This window comes from Rothia similimucilaginosa, assembly GCF_029850985.2.
In the GTDB taxonomy this organism is placed as follows: Bacteria; Actinomycetota; Actinomycetes; order Actinomycetales; family Micrococcaceae; genus Rothia.
In genome coordinates, this window is record NZ_CM138149.1 from 312,263 (window position 1) to 335,863 (window position 23,601).

General features: G+C 61.1%; 20 protein-coding genes and 1 pseudogene. 16 read left to right on the plus strand and 5 right to left on the minus strand.

Annotation, left to right across the window (positions count from 1 at the left end; genetic code table 11):
• Nucleotides 1-218: 218 nt before the first annotated feature.
• On the plus strand, nucleotides 219-1,397 hold the full coding sequence (locus QFX07_RS01345; RefSeq protein WP_279754783.1) for a MarP family serine protease: 1,179 nt from the start codon (nucleotides 219-221) through the stop codon (nucleotides 1,395-1,397).
• A 116-nt stretch (nucleotides 1,398-1,513) separates the two neighbouring features.
• Here QFX07_RS01345 and aroQ read toward each other — a convergent pair whose 3' ends face one another.
• Nucleotides 1,514-1,954 carry a type II 3-dehydroquinate dehydratase gene (aroQ, locus tag QFX07_RS01350; protein WP_279740854.1) on the minus strand — a complete coding sequence of 147 codons (441 nt, stop codon included), beginning with the start codon at nucleotides 1,952-1,954 and terminating at the stop codon, nucleotides 1,514-1,516.
• Nucleotides 1,955-2,086: 132 nt separating this feature from the next.
• Here aroQ and nth point away from each other — a divergent pair, with 132 nt between their 5' ends.
• Nucleotides 2,087-3,013 carry an endonuclease III gene (nth, locus tag QFX07_RS01355; RefSeq protein ID WP_279754784.1) on the plus strand — a complete coding sequence of 309 codons (927 nt, stop codon included), beginning with the start codon at nucleotides 2,087-2,089 and terminating at the stop codon, nucleotides 3,011-3,013.
• A 50-nt stretch (nucleotides 3,014-3,063) separates the two neighbouring features.
• Nucleotides 3,064-3,849: an NUDIX hydrolase gene (locus QFX07_RS01360; RefSeq protein ID WP_279754785.1), complete on the plus strand. Its 786-nt coding sequence runs from the start codon at nucleotides 3,064-3,066 to the stop codon at nucleotides 3,847-3,849.
• Nucleotides 3,850-4,017: 168 nt separating this feature from the next.
• On the opposite strand, the gene QFX07_RS01365 is transcribed toward QFX07_RS01360, so the two are convergent.
• On the minus strand, nucleotides 4,018-6,015 hold the full coding sequence (locus QFX07_RS01365; protein ID WP_279754786.1) for a bifunctional 3'-5' exonuclease/DNA polymerase: 1,998 nt from the start codon (nucleotides 6,013-6,015) through the stop codon (nucleotides 4,018-4,020).
• A gap of 207 nt (nucleotides 6,016-6,222) precedes the next feature.
• Here QFX07_RS01365 and QFX07_RS01370 point away from each other — a divergent pair, with 207 nt between their 5' ends.
• From QFX07_RS01370 to QFX07_RS01390, 5 genes are all read left to right on the plus strand, one after another.
• Entirely contained in the window at nucleotides 6,223-7,752 is a 1,530-nt protein-coding gene (locus tag QFX07_RS01370) for a CpaF family protein (RefSeq protein WP_279754787.1), read from the plus strand.
• A 40-nt stretch (nucleotides 7,753-7,792) separates the two neighbouring features.
• Nucleotides 7,793-9,079 (plus strand): type II secretion system F family protein, encoded by a 1,287-nt coding sequence (locus QFX07_RS01375; RefSeq protein ID WP_279754789.1) that lies wholly within the window; start codon nucleotides 7,793-7,795, stop codon nucleotides 9,077-9,079.
• A gap of 129 nt (nucleotides 9,080-9,208) precedes the next feature.
• On the plus strand, nucleotides 9,209-9,820 hold the full coding sequence (locus QFX07_RS01380; protein ID WP_279754790.1) for a DUF4244 domain-containing protein: 612 nt from the start codon (nucleotides 9,209-9,211) through the stop codon (nucleotides 9,818-9,820).
• Nucleotides 9,821-9,901: 81 nt separating this feature from the next.
• Nucleotides 9,902-10,414, plus strand: coding sequence for a TadE family type IV pilus minor pilin (locus QFX07_RS01385; RefSeq protein ID WP_279754791.1), 513 nt, complete (start codon nucleotides 9,902-9,904; stop codon nucleotides 10,412-10,414).
• A complete protein-coding gene (locus tag QFX07_RS01390; protein ID WP_279754792.1) occupies nucleotides 10,401-10,958 on the plus strand; it encodes an Rv3654c family TadE-like protein in 558 nt (185 codons plus the stop codon). The genes QFX07_RS01385 and QFX07_RS01390 overlap by 14 nt, the downstream gene beginning before the upstream one ends.
• A 57-nt stretch (nucleotides 10,959-11,015) precedes the next feature.
• Here QFX07_RS01390 and QFX07_RS01395 read toward each other — a convergent pair whose 3' ends face one another.
• Nucleotides 11,016-13,811 (minus strand): DEAD/DEAH box helicase, encoded by a 2,796-nt coding sequence (locus tag QFX07_RS01395; protein ID WP_279754794.1) that lies wholly within the window; start codon nucleotides 13,809-13,811, stop codon nucleotides 11,016-11,018.
• 224 nt (nucleotides 13,812-14,035) lie between these two features.
• On the opposite strand from QFX07_RS01395, the gene trhO reads away from it, so the two are divergent.
• From trhO to QFX07_RS01430, 7 genes and pseudogenes are all read left to right on the plus strand, one after another.
• A complete protein-coding gene (gene trhO / locus QFX07_RS01400) occupies nucleotides 14,036-14,947 on the plus strand; it encodes an oxygen-dependent tRNA uridine(34) hydroxylase TrhO (protein ID WP_279740835.1) in 912 nt (303 codons plus the stop codon).
• A complete protein-coding gene (locus QFX07_RS01405; protein WP_279754796.1) occupies nucleotides 14,947-15,444 on the plus strand; it encodes a GyrI-like domain-containing protein in 498 nt (165 codons plus the stop codon). Before trhO ends, QFX07_RS01405 begins: the two co-directional genes overlap by 1 nt.
• A gap of 258 nt (nucleotides 15,445-15,702) precedes the next feature.
• On the plus strand, nucleotides 15,703-16,797 hold the full coding sequence (locus QFX07_RS01410; RefSeq protein ID WP_279754797.1) for an LLM class flavin-dependent oxidoreductase: 1,095 nt from the start codon (nucleotides 15,703-15,705) through the stop codon (nucleotides 16,795-16,797).
• An 864-nt stretch (nucleotides 16,798-17,661) separates the two neighbouring features.
• On the plus strand, nucleotides 17,662-18,618 hold the full coding sequence (locus tag QFX07_RS01415; protein ID WP_279754798.1) for an amino acid oxidase: 957 nt from the start codon (nucleotides 17,662-17,664) through the stop codon (nucleotides 18,616-18,618).
• A 553-nt stretch (nucleotides 18,619-19,171) separates the two neighbouring features.
• Entirely contained in the window at nucleotides 19,172-19,531 is a 360-nt protein-coding gene (gene cmtR / locus QFX07_RS01420) for a Cd(II)/Pb(II)-sensing metalloregulatory transcriptional regulator CmtR (protein ID WP_279754799.1), read from the plus strand.
• The gene (locus QFX07_RS01425; protein ID WP_279754800.1) at nucleotides 19,528-20,178 is read left to right on the plus strand and encodes a cation diffusion facilitator family transporter; all 651 of its coding nucleotides are present in this window, start codon (nucleotides 19,528-19,530) and stop codon (nucleotides 20,176-20,178) included. Before cmtR ends, QFX07_RS01425 begins: the two co-directional genes overlap by 4 nt.
• A gap of 38 nt (nucleotides 20,179-20,216) precedes the next feature.
• Nucleotides 20,217-20,303 (plus strand): annotated as a pseudogene (locus tag QFX07_RS01430) (luciferase); the annotation flags it as partial.
• Nucleotides 20,304-20,561: 258 nt separating this feature from the next.
• On the opposite strand, the gene QFX07_RS01435 reads toward QFX07_RS01430, so the two are convergent.
• Together QFX07_RS01435 and QFX07_RS01440 are read right to left on the minus strand one after the other, a co-directional pair.
• Entirely contained in the window at nucleotides 20,562-21,122 is a 561-nt protein-coding gene (locus QFX07_RS01435; RefSeq protein ID WP_279754802.1) for a pyrimidine dimer DNA glycosylase/endonuclease V, read from the minus strand.
• A 2-nt stretch (nucleotides 21,123-21,124) separates the two neighbouring features.
• On the minus strand, nucleotides 21,125-22,891 hold the full coding sequence (locus tag QFX07_RS01440; protein WP_279754803.1) for a DUF7059 domain-containing protein: 1,767 nt from the start codon (nucleotides 22,889-22,891) through the stop codon (nucleotides 21,125-21,127).
• 94 nt (nucleotides 22,892-22,985) lie between these two features.
• On the opposite strand from QFX07_RS01440, the gene QFX07_RS01445 reads away from it, so the two are divergent.
• A complete protein-coding gene (locus tag QFX07_RS01445; protein WP_279754805.1) occupies nucleotides 22,986-23,444 on the plus strand; it encodes a pyridoxamine 5'-phosphate oxidase family protein in 459 nt (152 codons plus the stop codon).
• The last annotated feature ends 157 nt before the right edge of the window (nucleotides 23,445-23,601 follow it).

The window sequence follows — 23,601 nt, forward strand, 5'->3', positions numbered from 1 at the left end:
CACCACCTAATATCAGGCATTCAGGTGTGTACTTTTATCGGCACTAAGCATGCTGACGCCCTCATGACAAGGAAGCTACTGTCTCCACGCCCCGGGTATACCAGCTCGCCGCACCCACCACCGGGTGTTAACGCGCCACCACACTCACCGGGCACAGCCCACACCAACCACAATGAGCACACCGTGACCACTTCTACCCACCAAGGAGGCAATTAGTCATGACGACTGGCATCAACCTGCTTGATATTGCTATCCCCATCATCCTGCTGCTCTACTTCCTCGCCGGAGTCCGCAGCGGATTTTTCACCACTCTCGGAACCTTCCTCGGCCTGGGTCTGGGCGTCTGCGCCGCAGCCTGGCTCGTACCCCTCGCAGTAGCATCCGTGGGATCCCAGTGGAGCCTCATGACCGCCGTCAGTGTGCTCATCATCTGCCTGACCATCGGACAGTGGCTCGGTCTCCTTGCCGGACGTACCATCCGCCGCGTCACCGACATCACCCCGCTCAAGGGAATTGAACGCTTCTTCGGCGGCGTGCTGAACCTCGCCGCCTGCGCCCTGGTCATGGTCGTATTGACCATCTCCATGCGCACCGTACCCATCCCGCAGCTTAACACTGCGCTCAGCGACTCCAAGACCCTCTCCTGGATGGTCGCCTCCACCCCCGAGATTGTTAAGGACCGCATCAATACGGTACGCAATGATGTGCTCGCCTTCGGGACCATTCCGGAAGTCAGCGAGCTCATCGCTCCCGAAACCAGTGCCCCCACCCAGACCGTAGAATCCGCGGCACTGAATCGGGCGGCTGCCTCCGTGGTTGAGATTCTGGGCGCTGCCGAGCAGTGCGGCTACACCTCCACCGGCTCCGGTTTCGTAGCTGATAACGGCCTGGTCGTCACCAACGCACACGTGGTTGCCGGCGTAACCTCCCCGGTAGTACAGGACTCCCGCGGCCGCACCTGGCCCGGCACCGTCGTCTACATGGACAGCAAACAGGACATCGCCTTCATCAGCGTCCCCAAGCTGCCGCTCGAGCCGTTGAGCATCGGCAACAACGCCACCGCAGGTAGCCTCGTAACCTTTATGGGCTACCCCAAGGGCGGCCCGCTCAAAGCACTACCCGCTACCGTGCAGGGCATCGGCAACACCCAGACCATCGACGCCGACACCGGCCGCGCCAACGCCATGCGCCAGGTCTACCAGCTGGCAGCCGACGTGCAGCACGGCAACTCCGGTGGCCCCGTCCTCGACGATAACGGCAACGTGGTCGGCGTGATCTTCGGTAAGGCAACCACCGGTAAGGCCGGCTACGCCGTCACCGCAAGCACCCTCAAGCAGGCACTGGCTGAAGGGGGAGAGAACACCGCCGCAGTCTCCACCGGATCCTGCCGTAAGTAACCAGCCGCTAGATAGCGATAAAGGTTCAGGCTCCCGCCCTAAAGTAAGGAACGGGAGCCTGAACTATTTAACGAAAGGAGGCGGCGCGCTGGGCTATTCCACCAGATGCTGCACTGTTATTCCGCGAGGTGCTGTGACAGGAAATCAACCGCCATGACGTATCCGTACGCACCCGCACCGGCAATCACCGCAGTAGCCTGCGGCGACACGAACGAATGATGACGGAACTGCTCACGACGATGCACATTCGACAGGTGCACCTCAACCACCGGAAGCTCAGCGGCCTCCAGCGCATCGTGCAGCGCCACCGAAGTGTGCGTGTACGCCGCCGGGTTAATAATAATCGCCGCGCCACGAGTACGAGCACGCTGAATCTCATCTACCAGTGCCCCCTCATAATTTGACTGCATAAACTCAACGTCAAAACCATGATTCGCCGCGCGCTCACGCACCATACGCTCAATATCGTGCAGAGTGGTGTAGCCGTACACCTCGGGGCGGCGCTGCCCAAGCAGGTTCAAATTCGGTCCATTAAGCACAAAAATCGTATCTGACATAAAACCAGTGTGGCACAGCAGACGCCCGCTGAGCGATAGTCGACGCGAACTGCCCAGAAAAATGATGGTGAGCGAGCCAAGTACGGTGAACCTCGCTACCGCCCACGCACCTGAACCCGGTACCCTCGCGCTATGACCGAGAACGCCACCCAGCCCGCAGCAGACGTACAGAATACCGCAGCACGCAACACTGCGGCAGAGAATACCGAATCGCTCCTGCAGATCCGATTCGTTCCCGAATTCAAAGCCGCCGCCGCCGCCCGCCGTCTCAATGCACGCGCACCCGAAAGCCATCTCGCCACCGTGCGCCGTGCCCGCAAAATCAACCGCATCCTCGGCGAAACCTACCCCTACGCCGTCGCAGAACTCGACTTCGACAACCCTTTCGAGCTGCTCATCGCCACCGTGCTCTCGGCACAAACCACCGACGTGCGCGTTAACTCCGTCACTGGTGCACTCTTCGTATGCTATCCGGACGCTGCCGCGCTCGCCTCCGCACGTACCGAAGAGGTCGAACCCTACATTCAGTCCCTCGGCTTCTACCGCGCCAAGGCACGCTCCATCGTCACCCTCTCTCAGCAGCTCGTAGAACGCCACAACGGGCAGGTTCCCTCAACTCTCGAAGAGCTCGTAGAACTCGCCGGGGTCGGCCGCAAAACCGCGAACGTGGTCCTCGGAAACGCCTTCGACGTGCCCGGACTGACCGTAGACACCCACTTCGGCCGCCTCGCCCGACGCATGGGGCTCACCACCGCAGACACCCCCGAAAGGGTCGAAAAAGACGTCGCTGAACTCATCGAACGCAAGGACTGGACGCTTTTCTCACACCGCGTGGTCTACCACGGCCGCCGCATCTGCCACGCCAAAAAGCCTGCCTGCGGCGTATGCCCTGTCGCCGACCTCTGCCCGTCCTATGGAGCCGGGGAGACGAACGAACAAGCAGCACGTAAACTCATGAAATACGAAATGGCACCCGGTCGAGAAGACCTGCACCTGCGATTCCTGCAGGGGGCAACCCGCCGCGAACTCATGGCAGAAGGCTACCCGCTCAGCGCCTAACGGCGACTGAACCGAACCGGAATGCAGCCGCGCAGAAGAGAGGTACACAGATGAGCGCACCCGAACAGGCGGTACAACCCGAACAGGCGGAGCAGGATGCACAGCACCCCGCCCAGCAGGCACTGGCGGCTCTCGCAGAGGGCGGCGTGGAATTCGACGTCCAAGCCCTGCTGCGCAGTGCACCCGCCAGCCCTTTGAGCAAAGAAGCTGCCGTGCTGATTCTCTTCGGCGTGCTCGACAACTCGCCCTCCACCGGCGAATTTGAAGGCTGCCCCGAGAACGTTAGCGCCGACCTGGATGTACTGCTCCTCGTGCGTGCCGCAACCCTGCGCTCACACGCCGGTCAGCCCGCCTTCCCCGGCGGTAAAATCGATCCCGAAGACTACGTACTCGCAGCAACCACCGGCGAACCCGTCGCCCACATAGCCGCCCTGCGCGAGGCGGTCGAAGAAACCGGGCTCGACCCCGCCGGCGTGCAGATCCTCGGCCAGCTGCACACCCTGCCGCTACCCATCAGCAACTTCATGGTCACCCCCGTCATCGGCTGGTGGAACAGCCCCGTGCCCGTCGAAGTCGTCGACCACAACGAGTCCGCGCTCATCGCCCGCGTGCCCGTGCGTGACCTGCTCAACCCCGCCAATCGGCACACCGCCTACGTCAAACGCGGCCGCACCTCATACCGCACCCCCGCCTTCGAGGTGCATATGCCCGGCGGCGAGGAATTCACCGTGTGGGGATTCACCGCGATTCTGCTGGACCGGATCTTCGACTCGCTCGGCTGGACCGTGCCCTGGGATACAAAAAAGATGCGCCCGGCACCCGGCTATGAGGAATAAAAATCGAGTGGAATAAAAACCGACTGGAATAAGTGCCTGACCAGCGGATATTAGGGTGCAGAATAGTGCGCATATAGGGGCGGCAGATAGCTTGGATGAAGCTACTTACCGCCCCTATTTTCACCCTTGTATGGTGCCGCTTATGTGCGGCTGATTATTTACCGCTGATTATTTACCATCTGCATAGTTGCGCACCCGAGCCACCGACACCGGAAAATCAACTGGAACCCGACCGAAAAGCAGACGTGCTGCCTCCGCAGCGCCCTCACGCACAATACGTTCCACACGATCGGCCTCCAGCTCGGGACCGCACAGCAGAAGCTCATCGTGCAAAAAATACACAATGCGGGTGCGCATCGGCATACCAAAAATCCGCTCCGACAACAGACGAGAACGTACCGCGCCCATCCAACACAGAGCCCACTCAGCTGCTGTGCCCTGCACAATAAAATTGCGGGTCATACGCCCGTGAGCACGCGCAGTCGACACTGCACGCGACTCAGCCGCAGGTGAAGACCGATCAGACACAATCTTACGGAAACGCTCATCCACCGGTGGGGATGTACGACCCAAAAAAGTCGTCACCTGACCGCCCGCCTCGCCAATACGAGCCGCACGCTCCGTAAACTCCATCGCCTGCGGAAAAAGCTCCGCCACATGCGGTAACAGGGCACCAATCTCACCGCTGCGTCCGCCGTACATAATCGCCAGCATGCCCACCTTCGCGTGGGAACGCTCCGTCAAACCCACACCCTTCATACGTGCCAACTCGGCAATACCCGCATACAGGTCAGCGCCACGACCCGCCGAAGCGAGTGCCTCATCACGGCTCAACGCCGCCAGAATACGCGGCTCAATCTGCGAGCCATCCGTCACAGTCAGTACCTGACCCTCCGGCGCCTGCACCGCCTGACGAATCTCCGCAGGTAGCTGCAACGCACCACCGCCGGAAGCACCCCAGCGCCCGGTCGCGGCGCCACCCACCTCAAGATGCGGACGGAACGCGCCCTTAGAAACCCAGGTATCAGCCCACGTCCAGCCGTTAGCAGTCCAAATACGGTATAGCTTCTTATAGCGCAGAATCGGGTCAATCAGCGCCCAACGCTTTTCCCGCTGAGCCGGAATCGCATCCGCCCAACTCTTCAACTCCCACGAGCGCGTAGACTTCACCGAAACCCCCGCAGACTGCAGAGCGCGCAAAAGATCCTGCGGCGAATCCGGGTTCAACGACGGCATAAATAGCATGCGCTGAATCTGCTCCGCCAACTCCTGCATCTTCTGCGGACGCTCCCCAAGCACCGGGCGCGGACCCAACAACTCGCACAGATGCTCATGATGCGCCTGCACATTAAACGGGATGCCGTAATAGCCAATCTCAGCCGCCACCAACGCGCCGGCAGACTCAGCCGCCGCCAAAAGACGCAGCCGATCCGGGTGCCTCGACGCACCGATAGCGCGTGCCTGCGCCAGCCACTCACGCATCAGCACGCGCACCACCGGATGTTCCGGAAGCAGAGTCACCGGGCCCGCCGCCAACTGCGGGGCAAAAGGCTCATGAGGCGCCGCCTCAAGGAAATCCGGGGAGGAATCTGCGGGGGACTGGGTGGCGTTGGTAGCGGGTGCACTCAAAAAATCAGCACCGAACAGCTCCTCCTGACCCTGAATCTGCCGCGCCACCGGCAGATACCCCTGAGGCTCCACCACCTCACACACATCAGAAAGATCCAGCACCGGGCTGTACTCCACAAAACCGCTAGGATGTGTAGCGGCAGTCACCAAAATTCGCTGCACCAAACGCAAATCATGGCACAGATGCACCCGCACCCCGCGGCGCAGAAGCAACGGGTTAACGTGGCGGGTATCAGCCCAAATCCAGCGGGGAAAACGCCCCTGTGCTGAATCTGCCGCCTGCCGCTCTACCTCTCGAACATACGCCGGAAGATTCGCCGTGCTTACTCTGTCAGCGCGCGTAATCCGCGGAATAAAGGTCGGGTCCTGCAACTGCTCAGCGGTCGGCGCCGAAAAATGAAAAGCACCCCACGAGGTTACCGGCTGAGCACCGTGCGAAGACGCACCCGCGGCAATAGCTGAGGTGACCGGGTGCTCGGGAGTGCCGGTCTGGGCGGTAATACCCGCGCCGGTGGCAGGACTGAGCAGAATGTACATTCTTCCATTATCGAGGATGTGTCGGTAGAACGGGTGGTGCGTGTCCAACACCAGAATTTACAGGCGGTTTGTCATAAAAGCGTCGGATGCCTGCGTTTTGTTCGTTTGAGGTGCGTGCATCGTGGATAATTCGGGGTGCATGAGAAGTTATCCACAGAACGCTCATTCTCTTAAAAATTGAGGCGGGCGCAATGCTCTCCTAGAGTCATGAACCCCTCCAACAATCCCGCCGAGCACACAGCTAGCCACACCGCAAACCCTAACGGCTACCCGACCCGCACCGCGCAGAGTCCAACCATGTATGCGCCGGATACCCGCGCGCACTCGCTGCCTGCCCTGCTCATTCCCGAAGACTATCGCGCCCGCGCCGTGGCCCTGCACGCCCGCGAGCTGATCCTGCGATCGCCGCAGATGAGCGCTATAGCTCTGGGTGGTTTGAGCGCCGGGCTCAGTGCTGGTGTTGAGACTGCAGGGGAGCGCCCACCTGTAGAGGGGGGAACTGCCGCAGGCAGCTCAAACACTGCGAGTGCCGCGGACGGTGGATTACTCCAAGAACCCCAACCCCTCAGTGAGATTCTCGAAAACGCCGTGGACGAGGCAATCTGCACCATCGATGGCGGATACCTGGGGAACGCGAGCAAAGAGGGAACGGGGGTAGTGAAGCCCCGAAAGTTCCGCGCCAAAACGGTGCAAGCCGCCCCCGTCTCCTGGAGCTACCCCAGCGTGGAATACGTGCCCGTCAACCGGCAGACCGCGCTGCGCTACCTCGCTACGGAACTCTACGGCCTCGGCGCCCTCGACTTGCTCCTTGAAGAGGGGCAACGCGCCGGAACCATCACCGATATCTACGTGAATTCGCCTTGCGATATCTGGATGGGCATCAACGGAACCACCCGCCCCGTGGCGCTGAGCCTCGGCAATGAGCGGCGCGTGCGTGAGCTCGCTGAGCGGCTCATCCGCAGGTACGGCGGGCAGCTGGATGCCACGCATCCGGCGGCTGACATTAGCGACGAGCACGGCAGGCGCATCCATGCGATTATCCCGCCGCTGAGTGAACGCACCCGGCTCTCCGTGCGCCTACCCGCCCGCGAGCGTCCCACCCTAGCGCAGCTACAGGCCGGTGGGCTGTGCGATGAGGCGACTGCCGCCTACCTGCACCGCATGATGACCGAACGCCGCGGATTCCTCATTAGCGGAGGTACCGGTACCGGCAAAACCACCTTACTCAACGCCCTGCTGGGGCTGTGCAAGCCGCAGGAGCGCCTCATCCTGCTCGAAGACACCGCAGAACTCGCGCCGCAGCATGAGCAGGTTATTGCCCTCAAAACCCGTGCCGCCAACTCCGAAGGGGTCGGTGAAATTGGGTTGGGTGAGCTGATTGTGCAGGCGCTGCGTATGGGCCCGGATCGGCTCGTGGTCGGCGAGTGCCGCGGTGCGGAGGTGGTGCACCTGCTGACCGCCATGAATACTGGTCACCGCGGTGCTGGAACGACCCTGCACGCCAATAGCGCGCAGGCGGTGCCCTTGCGTTTGTGCGCCCTGGGTGCGCTCGCCGGACTGGACAGTAGAACGGTCGCTCTACATACGGCGACGGCTTTTGAACGCATTATCCACCTGGAACACCGGGACGGACGCCGCCGTATCGAGGGCGTCTACAGCCTGCACCCCGCAGTTGAGGGGAGCGAAGAGTATCTGCAGGTCAGGCGTATTTCTGTGGGTTCTGAAGTTGGCTACTAACTCCGTAAAGGGGAAACAAAAAATGTGAAAGGAGGAAGCAATGAAGCAGAACGAGAAGAGTAACGGAAGCCTTCACGAACGCTGGGCTGAGCGCTGGGCTGAGCGCCTAGCTGGGCCAGCCAGCGCCGAGGAAATGCGCATGTGGCCGCTCATGCTACGCACCCTCGCCCTGAACCTACGCGCCGGTATTCCCCTGCAGGAAGCGGTGCACGCCAACCCGGGCTCCGGACAGTTTGCGCAGTTCGGACAGAATGAACCGGTGCCGGATGCAGGGAAAACGCACGCGAAGAAAACAACCGTCCGGAAAAGTGCCCGGAAAAGTGCCAGGAAAAGCGCCCAGACTCGACGGGTACGAGGTCTCTCTTTCGAAGACTACGAGCATAAGCGCTGTGCCGAAGATATCCGCCGTTTCACGCAGACGCTTGCCACGGTCACCTCTTGGGGCGCCCCCGCACACCTTGCCTGTGCGCAGCTACTTGAAAGTAACACTCGGATGCGTCCGCACAGCCGCGAACGCCTGCATGACCTGCAGCTGAGCCTGCGTATGAGCGAGAGCGCCGGCGCGCCGCTCGCCACGAGCCTGGAACGCGCCGCCGAACACGCCGAAGAACGCATTGATGCGCTCCTGGGGCGGCAGAGCGCTCTCGCCGCGCCGCGTGCCACCGGCAGGATCCTCTCCTGGCTACCGTTGCTCGGGCTGGGGTTGGGTGTGCTCATGGGAAATGACCCCGTGGGCGTGCTGACCAGCTCCATTCTCGGGGTGCTCACCGGTTTGCTCGGGCTGGGGCTCGCCTTCGCCGGGCGCCGCTGGACCGCCGCGCTGGTGCATCGGGCGGAGGTGGAGAGTGTGCGGACAGCGAATGCTGAATCTGAGACGGAAAAGCTTGCCTCACCAGCCGATGCCGTGCCCATTGATACCGCTCTTGTGCTGGAGCTACTTGCCGCGCAGTTGCGAGCTGGGCTTGCGCCGCTTGCCGCCCTGGGCACCCTTGCCGAGGCACTCAATAGTCGACCTCTGCACACGGTCTGTCAGCGCCTACAGATGGGCAGCGGCTGGGGGAGTGCCTGGTCAGGCTCCGCCGCGGGAACCTTCGGCGAGCTGCGGGATGCGCTTGCCCCCGCCTACACGGGTGGTGCACCCAGCACGGCGCTGCTGCTCTCCCTTGCTGATGCGCACCGCCTCAGCGAGCGCCGTGCGGCAGAACGCGCCGCTGGAAAGCTCTCAGTAGCGCTCGTGGTGCCCCTCGGGCTGTGTTCGCTGCCCGCCTTTATTTGCTTGGGCATTGTGCCCATCCTCATTTCGCTACTGCCCACGCTGACCGGCTAAAGAACCATGCGTATAAGCGCTGTTGGCTAGCTGAAATGCCCAAAAGTTTAGACCCTCGCCCATCTGCCGTCAACGCGGATGAGCACCCGCCCCGCCCCGAATATTCAGGGCGTAACGAAAGGAAAACCAATGACGAACACCCTCTGCGAAGCAATCCGCCACGACCTGCACACTGTCGGCGCTCCGGTAAATACTCCGGTCGGCGCTCCGTCTGAAATTCAGCCCGCCGTACCCGATGCAGAAACGCAGACCATTCTGGGTCCCGTACCGCTGTCCATTGCCATCGCAACCACCATGAAGCAGCTGCGCGAAGAATGCCCTGAGCTTTTTAGCGATGCTGAGCTGAACCACACCGGCCCTAAGATTGACCCTCACGAAATGGAGATTGATATGAACACGAACAACCTGAACCCCGAGCAGGCGCTGACTATTGCCCGCGCGCTCGCCGAGGGCTGCACCCTGGACGAATGTGGCGCCATCTGCCGCAGTCTGGGTGAGCACGCGCCCGGCTGCGCCGAACATGTACCCGCTGGGAGCGGCGACAAAGTGCTCAAAGAGTACGCCCCGACGGGGGATCCTGAGGAAGGTGCCTCCACAGCAGAGTACGGCATTGTGATGCTTGCGGCGGTCGGTTTTGCGGGTCTGCTGGTGCTGATTCTCAAGTCAGATGAGGTGCGTTCCATGCTCCTGGATATTGTGCGTAACGCCCTGTCGATTGCGGGCAATACGGGACTGTTCTAGGGGTATCAGAAAACCCTCCGTAGGGTTTTGCTCTAGATGCTAGGTTCTTTGGAAAATCAAGTCAGAAGGGAGGAATAAAGAATGAACGATCATGTGAATTTGGGTGCTTTGTGGCGCACCTGCTCCGCGGGGAAAGCCGGGGCGGAACCGGCACCCTCGACCCCGCGTAAGAGCCCCGCAGAGGAGGGCGTGATTACCGCCGAATTTGCGGTCGCCCTACCCGCCGTGACGGTGGTGCTCGCCCTCTGCCTGGGTGCTGCCTCCACGGGCGTTGCGCAGATCAAGGTAGAGGAGTCCGCGCGAACGGCTGCACGAGCTGCCGCCCGCGGAGATTCCGAGGCGCAGATTCGCTCCGCCGTCAGTCGCGTCGACCCCGCGCAGAGGGTGCAGATTTCCGTTTCTCCTGATGCTGCCGCTTCTGATGGTGTGGTCGCCACGGATGTGGGTCGAGTCCGAGAAGTGCACGTGCGGGTGAGCCGCCCCGCCCCCGGCTTGATCGGGTCAGCAACCGGCTGGGTACTGCGGGCGGACGCCCACGCCCGCGTTGAAGGTGGCGCCAGCAGCGAAGAAAGTACCGGCGATGATGGTGAATAAAAGCTCGGTCCTTGCCCGGTACGCGGAAGAACACGCCGAAGAGGGTAGCGGCACCGTCCTCGCCCTCACCATTATTGCCGCGCTACTGGTTCTGACCGTGGTGATTGCCGGGCTCATCGGGGTGGCGTCCGCGAACCGCAGGGCGTCCGCAGCCGCTGATTTGAGTGCGCTTGCGGCGGCGGACGCCTACCGCGGGCTCACTGAGGGGGACCCGTGTGCGGTTGCTGCGAATCTTGCCGAACGCTACGGCGCGCAGTTGGAATCCTGCACTTTTCCGGATCGCCCCGAAACGGTGGAGGTGACGGTCGCCGTCCCGGTTGCAGGCCCCATGGGCACGCTGGGTCCGGCGAGGGTGCGTGCCCGCGCTGGGGCTGAGTACATCGAAGAAGGACGCCCCGAAGAAGAACACGCGACGGGGAGCACGGAGGAGCTGAGTTCTGCGGAGGTTGCCGATCTGGAGGAAGAGCTGGAAGCTGAGCAGAACTCAGCCCCCGAACCTCCCGAGTCAGAAAACCCGCCTGCGCCAGAAAGCATAGCCGACTAGGCTATTTACGCTCATCGGTAGTTGTCATCCCAGTACGCCTACGCCTCCTGCAGTAACCTACGCCTCCACAATGCTCTGCAGCATCGCCGTCAGTAGCGCCCGTGCGCCGTGCTTGCTGAGCGGCTCGTTGCGGTTGCCGCATTTGGGCGAGTGCACGCAGGAAGGGCAGCCGTTTTCGCATCCGCAGCTTTCAATCGCTTCGAGGGTTGCGCTCAGCCACTGCGCAACCGCGTTGAAGCCGCGCTCGCTAATGCCCGCGCCGCCGGGTGCAGCATCGTAAACGAAAATGGTGGGCCTGCCGGTGTCCACGTGAAGCAGCGTGGAGAGTCCGCCCAAGTCCCAGCGGTCGCTGGTGGCGATAAGCGGCAGCAGTCCGATGGCGGCGTGCTCGGCGGCGTGCAGGGTGCCGGGGCCGTCCTCTTCGGTCACGCCCGCGCCGAACAGATAGCTGGGCTCGAAGGTGAACCAGACCGCCTCGGTCATGAGTACTTCCGGTGGCATGGGTTGTGCCTCTTCACCCAGGTATTCGCCGCCGTAGACGGAGAATCGCCGGTAGCCGGTGACCTGGTCGGTGACCTGAACCTGCCCGCGGTGCATGGTGAGCGGGGCGAGCTGCTGCGTGTCAATCTCGGGGATAGAGATTTCGGGAATATGCTCTCCAGGAGTGGGCTCACCGGGAGCAGGTTCGCCGGGAACCGCTTTCCCAACATTTTGCGTACCGTAACTAACCCGCGCACGCTCTGCCAGAATACGCACCTCGGTGCTCTCAATGGCGCGCGTGTAGTAGTCCGGGCAGACGCGGCTGAGCAGAATCACGCGCTCGCCCTCGCTGAGGGACTCGACCACGTATTGCGCGCTTTGGTGAATGTAGATTGCGCCCGGGTGCCCCTGACTCATGGCGTGTGCGGCGTCCATGGTGCCAACCACGGTGCCGTCTTCGGTGTCGATGAGCTGGTAGGGTCCGCCGCCGGTGCCGCGGATATCGACCAGGTCAGCGGCTGATTCGGCGTGCGTCCAGTACCAGCCGTCCGGGCGGCGACGCAGGTACCCCTGCTGTACCAGTCGATCAAGCAGGGCGGCGGTGTGCGGCCCGAAGAGGGACAGCTCTTCGGCGCGGATGGGTGCCTCCTGCGCGGCGGCGCACAGTTGCGGGGAGAGCACGTACGGGTTCGTCGGATCGAAAACGGTTGCCTCAACCTCCTGCCCGAAAATTGCCTCCGGGTGGTGCACCAGGTAGGTGTCGAGCGGGTTGTCGTCGGCAATGAGCACGGCGAGCGCGTCCTGACCGCTTCGACCCGCGCGGCCCACGCGCTGCATGAAGGAGGCGCGGGTGCCCGGCCAGCCCGCCACGAGTACAGCGTCCAGTCCGGAGATGTCAATGCCCAGCTCCAGTGCGGAGGTGCTGGCCAAGCCGAGCAGTTCGCCGTTGCGGAGTTTGCGTTCGAGTTCGCGGCGCTCTTCGGGGGTGTATCCGGCGCGGTATGCAGCGACGCGGTGGGCGAGGCCCGCCTCCACCTCGTCGAGGTAGCGTTGGGTCTTCTGTGAGAGGTTTTCTACACTGCGGCGCGAACCGGCGAAAACCAGGGAACGGGTGCGGGAAAGCACCAGATCGGTGAGCATTTGCGCGCCCTGCTCCACGGGGGAGACACGGCGCGGCGCCTCCTGCTCGGCCTTCGACTGGACCGCCTGCTGCTGGGTGCTGCGGGCATCCTTGGCGAGCTGATCGTGCGCCTTGGGTGGCATGAATTCAGGCTCCCAGAGCGCGACGGTGGTTTTACCGCGTGCGGAGGTGGACTCGGTAATGGCTGTGACCGCCTGCTGTGGCACGCCAATGAGCTTGGAGAAAGACTCGACCGGGTTGGAACTGGTTGCGGAGGCGCCGTAGAACACGGGTACGGTACGGTAGAGTGCGCAGACGCGGCGCAGGCGGCGCAGTAGGTTGGCGATATGCGCACCAAAAACGCCGCGGTAGCTGTGCGCCTCGTCAAGCACCACGTAACGCAGTCCGCGCAGGAAGGACGCCCACTGCCGGTGATTGCTCAGAATTGAGTAGTTGAGCATGTCCGGGGTGGTGAGAATGAAGTTGGCGTGTTCGCGGATCCAGCGGCGTTCGCCGATGGGGGTGTCCCCGTCGTAGCTTGCCGCGTGGAGTCCGGGTAGGTTGTAGGAAGTGAGGGCGGTGAGCTGGTCGGCGGAGAGTGCCTTCGCCGGCGAAATATAGAGAATATTCGCTCTATTATTAAGGTTTTCCACCCCAGAATACGAGGAAGTTGAGCTCACCGGCTCACCGTACGATGCGCGATAAATAGCGTCCAGAGTGGGCATCAGGTAGCTCAGGGTCTTGCCCGAGGCGGTACCCGTCGCCACAATCACGTGTCCGCCGCTGCCTGCACTTTTTGCGTCTTCGGCGTGCGGAGCCTTCGCCGACCCCTCAATACGCTCAGCTTCGATGCGCCCCGCCTGCCAGCCGTATCGCGCCGCACTCGCCGCCAGCGCCGCATCGAGACCGGCATGGGCAGCGTTCGCTGCCTGCACCTGGTGGGCGTAGGGCTCGGCAATGCCGAGTGATTCAAAAGTCTCCACCACACGCGGATGCAACCACTGCGGCCACGGTGCGTAGCTCGCCTCCCTAGCGGCGATAGTGTGAATATGGGTTACCTGCTCGGGCAGGGTTCCGGTGTGTTCCGCCTCCGGCAGGAGGGGCGCCAGCAGCTGCTGTGCACTCGTGGGCAGCTCACGGTAACGGAGCGTTTTTGGGCGCGCCGCATGCCCCTGCTCGGGCTGGTGCGTGGGCTGCTGTTCGGGGTGCTGGTTGGTGTTCTGCGAAGGGGTGCTGTGCGGCATGGGTTCCATTGTAGAGCGGCCGGCTACACCCCGACCTGCCTCTGGTCATGCACTGCCCTGAACGACGGCTCGGAATCTGGCGCTGAATCCGCTCGGCTCCTGCCCCGACCCCGAGCCTAACTCTGAGCCCGAATCCCGCCCCGGTACCGCTTTTGTGTTGCCGACCCCGTAGCCAGCGCGCATGTATCAAAAAATCTGCATGCTTTAGGCGTATATGACGATAAAATAGTTTCGTGGCTCAAAATAAGATTATTCTGTATTACCAGTTCGCCCCCATCGCCGACCCACAGGCGGTCATGCTCTGGCAGCGTGCCCTCTGCGAGAAGCTCGGCCTGCGCGGGCGCATCCTCATTTCCAAGCACGGTATTAACGGCACCCTCGGCGGCGAAATCAACGCGGTCAAGGCGTACACCAAGGAAACCCGTAAGTACCCCGGCTTCAAGAACATGGAGTTCAAATGGTCCGAGGGTGGCGCGGAAGACTTCCCCCGCCTGTCCGTGAAGGCACGTGATGAGATTGTGGCTTTCGGTGCTCCCGACGAGCTGCAGGTGGACGAGAACGGTGTCGTTGGCGGCGGCGTGCACCTGAAGCCTGAAGAGGTTAACAAGCTTGTTGAAGAGCGCGGCGACGACGTGGTCTTCTTCGACGGCCGTAACGCGTTCGAGGCGAAGATCGGCAAGTTCAAGAACGCTATCGTTCCCGACGTGCGCACCACCCACGACTTCATCCGCGAGATCGAGTCCGGCAAGTACGACCACATTAAGGACAAGCCGGTCGTCACCTACTGCACCGGTGGTATTCGCTGCGAGATTCTCTCCGCGCTCATGAAGAACCGCGGCTTCAAGGAGATCTACCAGATTGACGGCGGCATCGTGCGTTACGGCGAGAAGTACGGCGATAAGGAACTCTGGGAAGGCTCGCTCTACGTCTTCGACAAGCGTATGCACATGGAGTTCACCCCGGACACCGTCACCATCGGCAAGTGCGAACAGTGCGGCGCTCCATCTAATAAGTTCGAGAACTGCTCCAATGACTCCTGCCGCGAGCTGGTTCTGCTCTGCCCCGAGTGCGCAGCTGATGACGCGAAGCGCCACTGTGTGCCCGAGTGCTCGGTGGACCGTGAATCAGCTGAGGTGAATGCCTAATGGCATTCGCTAAGGGCGGTGCGATTCAGATTTCTGAACCTCGCATTGAGGAGCACCCGGCGCTGGTTGTTGCCGGGGTTTCGCAGGTGTTCCCCCTGGATGGCGACTTCTCCTCGCTGTGGGATGAGCTGAATCAGAAGGCGTCCCCGGCGATGCTGGATGTTCTGAATGTGACCCAGTACCTGGGTGTGTGCACTCAGCCGAACCCGAAGGGGCAGGTCCGCTACACTGCGGGCTTCCTGGTGTCGGAGCCGGCGAGCGCGGTGAAGCTTGGTCTGGGCGTGTTGGAGTTGCCTGCGAGTACCTATGCGGTGGTTGAGGTGACCGGCCCGATTTCGGAGTCCATTCCGGCTGGTTTTGCCAGCTTTGAGGAGGCGTTCTTCGCGAAGAATCCGCAGTACCGCCCGGTGGGTGGTCTTGAGGTGTACGGTCGCGGCGATATGCAGGCGGCTGATTACCGTATGGAGCTGTGGGTCCCGTTGGCGAAGTGTTCCTAGGGCAGTTTGTTTCTGTCGTTATAGTTGCAGTTTTAGCTGTTGATTAGGAAGGGCCCGGTGGTGCGATGTGTTCGTGCTGCGGGGCTTTTCTGTGTCCCTTTTTTGGGTTTGGGATGGGTGATACGTGCGGTGAAGGGGAGCGCTGCTCTGTGCGTAATACTCCGCAATAAATACTTGACTTGTAAAGTATTGGGGTTTAAATTTAAACCACCAGCCCGGTACTACGTAAGCCCGAGCGCAACCCACAAAGGAAAAACTATGAACAACCCCGGCACTCCGCAACTCGACCCGCAGCTCGACGAATCCATTCGCATCAGCCACCTCGAACCTAAGCGCGGCGACGAGAAGAAGCTCGGCTTCCTCTCCTTCGGCCACTGGGCTGAGGTCCCCGGCTCCCGTGTACCCTCCGCCGCAGAATCACTGCACCAGGCAATCGACCTCGCCGTAGGTGGCGAAGATATCGGACTGGACGGCGCGTTCTTCCGCGTGCACCACTTCGACCAACAGCAGGCAACTCCCTACCCGCTACTCTCTGCAATCGCGGCCAAGACCGAACGCATTGAGCTCGGCACCGGCGTCATTGATATGCGCTACGAAAACCCGCTCTACATGGCGGAACTTGCCGCTACAGCAGACCTCATTGCGGCGGGCCGATTGCAGCTGGGTGTCTCCCGAGGTTCGCCCGAATCCGTCATCCGCGGTTTTGAGAGCTTCGGCTACTACCCGGTAGAAGGCGAAAACGAGAGCGATATGGCGCGCCGCCACCTCGATATTTTCCTCAAGGCAATTGAGGGTGAGGGCATGGCCCCCAGTGCTCGCGTGGCGGGTAAGTACGCCCCCGTCCAGCCGCAGTCGCCGGGGCTGCGTGACCGCATCTGGTGGGGTTCAGGCACTGATAGCACCGCCGTGTGGACCGCGCAGAAGGGTCTGAACCTCATGTCTTCAACCCTGATGCTGGAGGATAAGGGCATTCCTTTCGATCAGCAGCAGGCGCAGCAGATTCGCCTCTTCCGCTCCGAGTGGGTGAAGGCGGGTAATTCGGGTGTTCCGCGTGTTTCGGTGTCTCGCTCGGTGCTGCCCATTATTGATGAAATCTCGGCACGCTACTTTGGTCGCCGCGCCGCGGAGGACTCGCAGGATTATACCGGTATTATCGACAACAGCTTCTCTCGCTTTGGTCGTAGCTACATTGGTGACCCGGCGGATATTGCCGAAGAACTTGCCCGTGATGAAGCGGTTCAGGCGGCGGACACCGTGCTGCTGACCATCCCAAACCAGCTGGGCGTGGACTTCAACCTGAAAATGCTCGAGGCAATCGTGAAGGAGATTAAGCCCGCGCTGATCACCAAGTAAGGAATCGAAAGTATTGAATGAGGGTATAGATAACTTTAGAAAATTTACTGGTTAATACTGCTTAATAAAGGGGCGCAAAATGATGTGAAAGAAGCAGGCTGCATGGGATATTATTTGCCGCCTGTATGCAGATCTGCGTGTTGCACCCTTGCGTTTTGCATTCTGAATCAATTTTTCTTGATGAAAGCCGCCCTCGGAGCCGAGATTCCGGGGCGGCTTGCGTGCTATTGGGGCGGTTGAATGGTCGGGTGAGGGTTGAAGATGTATGGGAAATGGGTCAGGACTACAGGGGGGCTTGATCCTGTTATGACATGCCCTTGAATCATTTAAAATAGGGAGTAGGTTATGCTTCATAAAGTTATCTGACTTGGTGATTGAGTGATGTAGGGCAAGCTTGTTGAAGGATGTTAAACTTCAACAGGTGGTAAGTGATGAATATCATAGAGATAGAAAAAGTTTCCCCCTTTACTTAAAAGTCAATGTTGGTTTTCTGGGGGGATGGGGGGCGGTTTTGTGGGTTTATTTGGGTTTAGGTTCCTGGTGAGGGCTGTTATGTATTGCGTGTCAGATTAAAGCCACACATCTTCCCTGGTGAAAATAAATCGCTCAAGGTGCGTAATGCAAATTATTTTCACCAACACATCATCATGCACTTTCAATATCGTTGGATTTTGTCTATTGTTAATACGCCACCCAGGATTCTCCAGCGATAATCATGCATCGCGGAGTGGGTAAGCCAGACGCTCACCTAAGGATAAAAATGATCTTGCGGGCGAGCATTTCTTCCTACGGTTGCCCTTCGGAGCATCTCCGGTAGCGCATCGTGAATTATCACTCAACGTACAAGATTAAGGACTACTCCTCATGACCCTTGAAAAATCGTCCACCGAGGCTCAGCAGTCCGGTCTGAGCCGTCGCCAGTTGGCTGCCGGTGCAGCCTGGGCGACCCCCGTTATCGCTGCATCCGCCGTCGTTCCGGCATACGCGGCGAGCACCGGTAACACCGCTGGCAGTGAATACGGTCTCTTCGTGACCACTATCTGTAACGGCGGTTTTGTCGGTTATTCTCAGAGCGATGACGGTCCTTTTAACGGCCCCACCAGCCCTGAGGCATACTGGGCTAACGGTGGTACCTACACCCCGACCATGAACGTCAATTCTAACGGTTGCGCCGCCAATGGCCAGGGGAAGGTTGGTGCGGGTAGCTACACTCCCGTGACCAACAGTGGTAGCGGTGTTAACGGTGGTTATGTTAGCTCGACCGGCTTCTGGTTCTCTGTGCCCACCACTGCGGTAAAGACCGGTACCGGTTACGTGCCCGGTTCTAAGGCGGTTCTGAAGGCAGGCGCACGCTTTAGCACCCAGGTGACCGTAGTGGTCCCGACCACCGGCTACTGGCAGTATACCCTCAAGGACATTGGTCTTGGGCGCTATACCCAGAAGTGGACTAAGGCTCTTACTGGCCGCTCGGCCGATTTGCCGGCACCCACTGCTACCTACCTGGATAACGCGAACGTGGCTGGCACTTGGGCTGCTTCTGCACCCACCGTCAAGGATAACGGCGACGGTACCGCAAGCCTTACCGGCACCATTACCTACACCACCAGCAAGGACTACACCCTGACCCAGCGCGGTACTAAGTACTACGGCCAGGTCCTTATTCTGCCCGGTGTGATTCAGGTTAACGGTGCATACGGTTTCAATAGCTTCACGCTGACCTCGCAGGTGGATTCGGCTACCATCACCTACTCGGGTGCTGAGGTGCCGGCCGTTCAGCTGAATAACGAGCTGCAGACTACCTCGACTATTCGTCACTGCTAATCCAGAGGGTACATCCTCTACATTAGGGCGACTGAAGAGAATACAACAGGGAATATATTGGAGCCGACGTTCGGCGCAGACAGTAATTAACGATCTGTCAGATTACGCGCAAACATAATGGTTTTCAAGCCCTGTACCTTCACACTCAGTCGATAGGGTCCGGATGCATCGCGTGTCATACGTGACTTGCTCCGGCGCTACCCGGTGTAGTAGACAGCACTCTGTTGCCATCGTAAAAGCCCCGCCCCCATCGTTTGGGAGCGGGGCTTTACCGCGCTTTAAAAGCTTGTGCAAAGGTTTTTAGATGCAGAAGTTCTAAGTCCCCCTGTCTAGAAAGCCTTCGTCTTTTCCCAGGGCTCAATAGCGCCCGGAACCACCTCGAAAAGCGGATGCGCACACGCTGCCAGCTCACTGCGCGCCGCCGTCGCTTCCGTGATGGGCGGTGGTTGCTGATGAGCGCGAACTCTGCCGCCTCCCGAGGGCAAGGGCGCGGAGCGCGTGCGGCAGCCCGCACAAGTGGACGATTGGTCAGTAATCACTGTATAGTTATCGTATGCTGACTATTGCTTCACGCCTCGACGTCATGAACCGGCTCGGCCGCGCCATGGCCGACCCGACACGTTCCCGGATTCTGATGACCCTCCTCGGCGGCCCGAGCTATCCAGCCGTGCTCTCGCGCGAGCTGGAGCTGACCCGCTCGAACGTGTCCAACCACCTGACTTGCCTGCGCGATTGCGGAATCGTCGTCGCCGAGCCCGAGGGCCGCCAGACGCGCTACGAGATCGCCAACCCGCACCTCGCCGCGGCACTGACGTCCCTGATCGACGTCACGCTCGCGGTGGACGAGGCCGCGCCGTGCATCGGCCCGGCATGCTCGGTGTCGGGCTGCTGTGGAACGGCGGCGGGAGCATGAGCGAGACTCTGACCACCGCACGCCGCGCGATGCTGCACCGGCGCGTCCGCTTCATCGTCGGCTTCACGATCACGTACAACGTAATCGAGGCAATCGTCGCAGTCTGGGCAGGCGTCCTCGCCTCGTCCGCGGCGCTCATTGGCTTCGGGCTCGACTCGGTTGTCGAGGTACTCTCGGCCGCGGCCGTCACCTGGCAGTTCACCCGCAAGGACCCTGAGCGGTGGGAAACGGTCACCGTCAAGGCCATCGGCATCGCGTTCTTCGCGCTGGCGGCCTACGTCTCGATCGACGCGGTGCTGGCCCTGGTCGGTCAGGAGGGCCCCGACCACAGCCCGCTGGGTCTCGGTATCACCGCGCTGAGCCTGGTCGTCATGCCTCTGCTGGCGTGGATTGAGGTCCGCACCGGGCGGGAGCTGAGCTCCAAGAGCGTGATGGCCGACGCCAAGCAGCTCATCCTGTGCATCTACCTCTCCGGTGCAGTGTTCATCGGCCTCGTCCTCGACAGCCTGTTCGGCTGGTGGTGGGCTGACTCGGTCGCGGCGCTGGTCGTGGCGGTGCTCGCGGTGCGCGAAGGCCTGGAGGCCTGGCGCGGCGACGTCGAGTCGCCGTTCGAAGTGCTAGAGGACCTCGAAGACGAGGACGACTGACCCGTCACCCGACGATGAAGAGCCAGTGCTGCAACCCAGATATGCGCTACGAAAACCCGCTCTACATGGCTGAACTTGCCGCCATGGCCGATCTCATTGCGGCGGGTCGACTGCAGCTGGGTGTGGACTTCAACCTGAAGATGCTTGACGCAATCGTGAAGGAGAATAAGCCCGCACTAACCACCAAGTAAAGACTCTGAGGTGAAGGTCCTGGGGTAAAGACCCTGAGGTAGACCCCGTGCCAAGCTGTTTCCAGCGCTCTGTAATGCGCTGAGATGCTTGTTTCCATACAGCTTAGCCACACATACAGCGATGCCCCGGCAGGCCCCCGCAAGGGTTCCGCCGGGGCATTACTATGCTCACCTTCTTAGAAATCCTTCTGTCTAAAAGTCCTTCGTCTTTTCCCAGGGCTCAATAGCGCCCGGAACCACCTCGAACAGCGGATGCGCACACGCCGCCAGCTCGCCGCGCGCCGCGAGGCGCTTGTTCAACCGGTGCTCCCACTCGGGGTCGCGCCCCGCCACCTTGTGCAGCAGAAAGGCAAGCTCGTACTCCAACTGACCCAAAGGAACGGGAATCAGTGCGACCGAAGCGTACGGGCTTTCTGTCTTGTCGGCGCTGTTTTTATCAGTGCCTTTGTCAGCACAGTTTTTGCCTGTGCTATTTTCATCTGAGCTATTTTCGCCCGCATCATCTTTACCCGCACCAATCAGTGCGCGGTTGAACGAGTAGCCGCGGGCATCCGCCTCATCCGCCAGTCCGGACAGGTAGGCGGCAACCGCCTCCAGCGGCTGCGGATGGGCACGAAAACGAATCAGCTGCGGATGGTTCGTGTACCCGCGAGTCAGACCCCGCAGAACCTTCTGCGCCAGCAGGGTTTCACGCCAACAAGCGACCAGGGCGCGCCGATCGAGCAGGCAGGGGTGAAGGGACCAAATACGCACGCTTAGCCCTGCATTTCTGCCGCATGTACCTCAGCGGCATTTTCATCGGTTGATTCTGCGCCCGCGTGCTCGTCACTAAAGTGCAAGAAGCTCTTGAGCACCAGCTCACGCACCGCGTGCAGCAGAGTGTCGCGCGGATGCTGCTCCTGCGTACCGCGTGCCGCGGCGGCAGCCTCATCGTATTCGGGCCATGACAGTAGCATGGCAAGAGCCGCCACAATCTGACCCACGGCAAGCTCACCATCGCTCGCCGAAGCAAAGCCCGCCGTCTCGGTGGAGAGCAGCTGGGTGCGGCACAGACCCGAACCAGCACGCAACAAAATGACGCTGGGATGCTCGGCGCCGGGGCGGCCGTGGCGTTCCTCAGTGACGTCCTCGGCGACCTCCAGGTGTGCGGTGAGGATTGTCTCATCGTCCATAGCGGCGAGACGGTCGTAGCGGCGCACAGACTCAGTGAGGGCGAGGGCGATGGGCTGCTGAATCGGGTAGGTAATCTCCTCGAAACGCTGCAGTGGCTCGGTCAGGCCTGCCGCGGTCGCCTCGGTCGGGCGGCGCAACCAAATCATGCCGAAACCAATAGAATGAACGTTCCTGGAAGCGAAATCGTTCAGATACGCCACATAGGTCTGCTCGTAGTGGCTACGGTCGCGGTTCTCGCTCGCATCCTTCAACCAGGTCTCTGCGTAAGCACCCGGTGCCAGCGACTCACGCTGAATAAACCACGCCTCTGCACCGCCGTCAGTAACCCAGGCGCGCGGGCGCTCATCCCACGGACGCGGTGCTTCCGGGTCCTCAGAATCACGAATAATCTCCCAATTACCCAGCATCTGCGCGCGACCACCGGGCACCAGCACCGACGGCAGCTGACGCACCAGCGTGCTCACAATTTCGTCACCGGGCAGGCCGCCGTCACGGTAGGTGAACTGCTCCTGTGCGTTCTCACCGGCAACACGCGGGGTAATCACGAACGGCGGGTTCGACACCACCAGATTGAAAAGCTCACCGGCAACCGGCTCCAGCAGGGAACCTTCACGCAGGCTCACGCGCGCCTGCAGGTTCTGCGGATCAATGTTCAGCGTCTGCGCGTTCAGCAGCAGATTAAAACGGGTGAACGCCAGGGCACGCTCCGAAATATCGGTGGCGGTCACATGCTCAGCGTGGGCGAGCAGGTGGAAGGTCTGAATACCGCAACCGGTACCCACATCCAGAGCACGCTTGACGGGGGCGCGCTCGGTAATCTGCGCAAGAGTCAGGGAGGCGTGACCAATGCCGAGCACGTGATCCTTACGGAGGATGCCGGGGCGCTGATGCGCAGCCAGGTCAGCGGCAACAAAGATTTCGGTGCCGTCATCGGCGGCGTGCGGGCGCACATCAACGCTTGCAGTCCAGCGGGCAGAATCCGCAGTGTCGCGCTCAATCAGCGCGGCATCCTCGAAATCAACCAGAGCCTTGCCGAAAACCTCGGTTGCCTCAGCCTCAGTGAGCGGGCGAGCCAGCAGGAAAAACGCCAGCAGGCGCGACAGGTTCTTCTCCTCCACGCTGTAATCGCCGCGCAGAATCTGCTCCACACGCCACAGGCCCGGCACCACCTGGTCACGAGCCAATGCCTCAGCCGCCTCAACGCCCAGTAGCTCCTGCACAGCGTCATAGCTGTAGTTCAACGCCAGCAGGCGTTCACGGATGCGGGTCAGGCGGGCGTAATCATCGCTGCGGGGAGCATCCGCAACAGCGGCGTACTCGGGAGCGAAAGTGGCGGCAGAAATAGTCATGCACACCATTCTACGCACTCGAACAGCGCTCCACTTGCTGACCAAAACTGTAACCTACTCCAAGAGCAGTCACCCCATCGCATACACTGAAACCATGAGTAACCTGTACCCCGATGAAAGTATTAGCGTCGACAAGTGTTGGGAGCGTCTGCACGCGAACACTCTCGGCCGCCTCATCCTCACTGACGGACAGCACGTCGATGTGCTGCCCGTGCTCTACGCCGTTGCCCACCAAGACGACAAACAGGAAATCTACATCCGCACCACCCGCGGTAACAAGTTCTCCTCCGTGGTGGTCAGCCGCCGCGTCGCCTTCGAAATCGACGAAACCCTCGAAGACGGCATCCGCTCCGTCATCGTGGTCGGTATAGCCCACTGGCTGCCGCCGGAAATGACCCCGCAGATTGTGCGCACCTTCGACCTGCCCGACTCCGAAACCCACGAAATGCAGTGGGTGCGTATCGTGCCGCAGACTGTGTACGGCCGCGAATACCCGCTGCTGCCCGCATACCTGGACGGAACCCACCCAGACTCTGACACCCTCACCAGCTAGAAGCGCAGGTAAGCGGGTGCGGTGCGCTCCAGTGCCCGTGCACACACCACCGCTCCGGTACCGTATGATGTACCGAGTACCCCGCGCACTCATGCAAGCTCAACACTCCCGGCCCACATAAACCAGAACCGGGTCAGCTAGCCTCGCGCCGGGACAC

Excerpts from the sequence above, each read along its gene's own strand:
- QFX07_RS01345 (WP_279754783.1), top strand. The coding sequence starts at position 219 with ATGACGACTGGCATCAACCTGCTTGATATTGCTATCCCCATCATCCTG.
- aroQ (WP_279740854.1), bottom strand. The coding sequence starts at position 1,954 with ATGTCAGATACGATTTTTGTGCTTAATGGACCGAATTTGAACCTGCTT.
- nth (WP_279754784.1), top strand. The coding sequence starts at position 2,087 with ATGACCGAGAACGCCACCCAGCCCGCAGCAGACGTACAGAATACCGCA.
- QFX07_RS01360 (WP_279754785.1), top strand. The coding sequence starts at position 3,064 with ATGAGCGCACCCGAACAGGCGGTACAACCCGAACAGGCGGAGCAGGAT.
- QFX07_RS01365 (WP_279754786.1), bottom strand. The coding sequence starts at position 6,015 with ATGTACATTCTGCTCAGTCCTGCCACCGGCGCGGGTATTACCGCCCAG.
- QFX07_RS01370 (WP_279754787.1), top strand. The coding sequence starts at position 6,223 with ATGAACCCCTCCAACAATCCCGCCGAGCACACAGCTAGCCACACCGCA.
- QFX07_RS01375 (WP_279754789.1), top strand. The coding sequence starts at position 7,793 with ATGAAGCAGAACGAGAAGAGTAACGGAAGCCTTCACGAACGCTGGGCT.
- QFX07_RS01380 (WP_279754790.1), top strand. The coding sequence starts at position 9,209 with ATGACGAACACCCTCTGCGAAGCAATCCGCCACGACCTGCACACTGTC.
- QFX07_RS01385 (WP_279754791.1), top strand. The coding sequence starts at position 9,902 with ATGAACGATCATGTGAATTTGGGTGCTTTGTGGCGCACCTGCTCCGCG.
- QFX07_RS01390 (WP_279754792.1), top strand. The coding sequence starts at position 10,401 with ATGATGGTGAATAAAAGCTCGGTCCTTGCCCGGTACGCGGAAGAACAC.
- QFX07_RS01395 (WP_279754794.1), bottom strand. The coding sequence starts at position 13,811 with ATGGAACCCATGCCGCACAGCACCCCTTCGCAGAACACCAACCAGCAC.
- QFX07_RS01405 (WP_279754796.1), top strand. The coding sequence starts at position 14,947 with ATGGCATTCGCTAAGGGCGGTGCGATTCAGATTTCTGAACCTCGCATT.
- QFX07_RS01410 (WP_279754797.1), top strand. The coding sequence starts at position 15,703 with ATGAACAACCCCGGCACTCCGCAACTCGACCCGCAGCTCGACGAATCC.
- QFX07_RS01415 (WP_279754798.1), top strand. The coding sequence starts at position 17,662 with ATGACCCTTGAAAAATCGTCCACCGAGGCTCAGCAGTCCGGTCTGAGC.
- cmtR (WP_279754799.1), top strand. The coding sequence starts at position 19,172 with ATGCTGACTATTGCTTCACGCCTCGACGTCATGAACCGGCTCGGCCGC.
- QFX07_RS01425 (WP_279754800.1), top strand. The coding sequence starts at position 19,528 with ATGAGCGAGACTCTGACCACCGCACGCCGCGCGATGCTGCACCGGCGC.
- QFX07_RS01440 (WP_279754803.1), bottom strand. The coding sequence starts at position 22,891 with ATGACTATTTCTGCCGCCACTTTCGCTCCCGAGTACGCCGCTGTTGCG.
- QFX07_RS01445 (WP_279754805.1), top strand. The coding sequence starts at position 22,986 with ATGAGTAACCTGTACCCCGATGAAAGTATTAGCGTCGACAAGTGTTGG.